The following is a 1,960-nucleotide window of genomic DNA, read 5'->3' as shown; positions in this document are numbered from 1 at the left end:
GCGCCGGCGGCGATGGCGTCCCCGTAGCCGCGGTAAACCGCGCCGGGGAAGACGGAATCGTTGATCATGTCGACGAACCGCCCGGCGTCCAGTCCGGCGTGCTCCAGCAGGGTGATCGACTCGGACAGCGCCTGCAACGCGTGAATGATCAGATAGTTCACCGAGATCTTCGCCGTCGGCGCGGCGTCCACCGCGTCGCCGAACTCCCAGACCCGCCGTCCGATCGCGGCGAGCATCGGCGCTGTTTCGGCACGGACGTCCGCGTCACCGGACACCAGCACGGTCAGCTTTCCAGCCACCACGGCTTCCGGGCGGCCCACCACCGGTGCGCTGAGATACCGCCCGCCCCGCGCGGCGAACTCGCGGGCCGCTTCCGGGCTGACAGTCGCGTGGTTGACGTGGACGAAGCCCTCCGGGGCGGAGCGGATCCGCTCGGCGGTGAACACTTGCCGCACCGCGGCTTCGTCGCTCAGCATGGAGAAAACGGTCCCGGTGGCGATCGCGTCCTCGGGAGTTTCGCCCACGTTCGCGCCTCGCGCGGCCAGCTCGTCCGCTTTGCCCGCGCTGCGGCTCCACACGGTGACGTCGTATCCCGCGTCAAGCAGGCGACCGGCGATAGCGGCGCCCATCCTCCCGAGGCCGATAAAACCTACCCGGCGCGACGGTTCAGTCATGATCATTCCTCCGGTCATCGACAGCTCAGAGCTTCGGTCAGTTCTTCGTCGATCTTGCGCAGCAGTGCGCGGTTCGGCCGCAGCGTGCCTTCGATGTCGCGCAGCTGCCCGTTGTCGTCCACGTCCGCGTCGGTGATGACGGCTTCGACGTGTGTGCCGAGCACTCGCATGTGCAGCCCGTGCAGGACGGTGGCGAACTGCTCGGCGGCCTTCCCTCCGCCGCGGGTGCCGTACGAGAGCAGGCTGGCGGGCCGATCGCGCCACTCCCGGTAGAGATAGTCCAGCGCGTTCTTGAGCACTCCCGGATAGCCCCAATTGTATTGCGGGAACACGAAAAAGAACCCGTGATAGCTCTGCACCAGCTCGCTCCAGGCCCGCGTGTGCTCGTGTGCGTACTGCTGCGCCGAGGCCTTGACGGGCTCGTCCAGGAACGGCAACGCGATCTCCGCGAGGTCGACCAGCCCGTAGCCGAGTCCGCTGCCCTCCTGCAGCCGGGCTCGCGTCCAGGCCGCGACATCCCCGCAAATCCGGGAAGGGCGAGTGCTGCCCACGACGACGGCAACGCGTTTCTTGTCTGCCATGGGCGCGTTTCTCCCCTTGGTTCGCCTAACGGACTGTTGGTGACACGAACTAAAATAGTTGGTGTCACCAACTAAGTCAAGCTAACCTGGTCCCCGTGACCGCCTCCCCGCCCGCAGACGTCCCGCCGCCGGAGCTGAACCTCACCGACGCTCTCGTCCAGCTGTCGTTCATCGTGCAAGCCGTACTGGGCCGCCTTGCCGGGGAGCAAGGGCTGTCCGTCACCCAGTTGCGCATGCTCGCCGTACTGGACGACCGCGAGATCGGCATGCGGCAACTGGCCGGAATCCTCGAGCTGGAGAAGTCCAGCGTCACCGGGCTGGTGGACCGGGCCGAACGCCGCGGCTTGGTCCAGCGCATCGCGGTCCCCGGCAACCGCCGAGCCGTCCACGTCACGGTCACCTCGGCGGGGCGAGCTGTGGTGCACCAAGTGCGCGACGCGATCGACACCGAACTGGGCCAACTGGCGGCAACCCTGAGCGACAGCCGCCAAGACACCTTCCGCCGCACCGTCGAGTCGCTGATCCACCACTACGCGACCGAACACGCCATCCCCCTCTAACTCACACCCGACCCACTTCTCCGCGCCCCCCTTCCCGACCCAACCGCGGGATCGCGTCGGCGTGGCCCGACCAGTCCGTAGGCGATGGTCTCGCCGACCCGCTGGTCCGCGCCGAACAGGCCGAGGTAGTACTCGAACAGCACGG

At 67.7% G+C, this 1,960-nt stretch carries 3 protein-coding genes; 1 reads left to right on the top strand and 2 read right to left on the bottom strand.

The features are described from left to right. Positions 1-674, bottom strand: a 674-nt coding sequence (locus tag ACWDNU_RS45325; RefSeq protein WP_449673387.1) for an NAD(P)-dependent oxidoreductase, incomplete at its 3' end; no start/stop codon positions are given. Positions 675-688: 14 nt separating this feature from the next. Continuing rightward, the gene (locus ACWDNU_RS45320) at positions 689-1,255 is read right to left on the bottom strand and encodes an NADPH-dependent FMN reductase (RefSeq protein WP_449673386.1); all 567 of its coding nucleotides are present in this window, start codon (positions 1,253-1,255) and stop codon (positions 689-691) included. Positions 1,256-1,350: 95 nt separating this feature from the next. Between ACWDNU_RS45320 and ACWDNU_RS45315 the strand changes: the two genes are divergently transcribed. After that, positions 1,351-1,815, top strand: coding sequence for a MarR family winged helix-turn-helix transcriptional regulator (locus tag ACWDNU_RS45315; RefSeq protein ID WP_449673385.1), 465 nt, complete (start codon positions 1,351-1,353; stop codon positions 1,813-1,815). The last annotated feature ends 145 nt before the right edge of the window (positions 1,816-1,960 follow it).

Source organism: Amycolatopsis sp. NPDC003676, assembly GCF_053587275.1.
This window is presented reverse-complemented; position numbering and strand designations above follow the sequence as displayed.

What these genes read in the sequence shown, in the direction of transcription:
- ACWDNU_RS45320 (WP_449673386.1), bottom strand. Translation starts at nt 1,255, where the DNA reads ATGGCAGACAAGAAACGCGTTGCCGTCGTCGTGGGCAGCACTCGCCCT.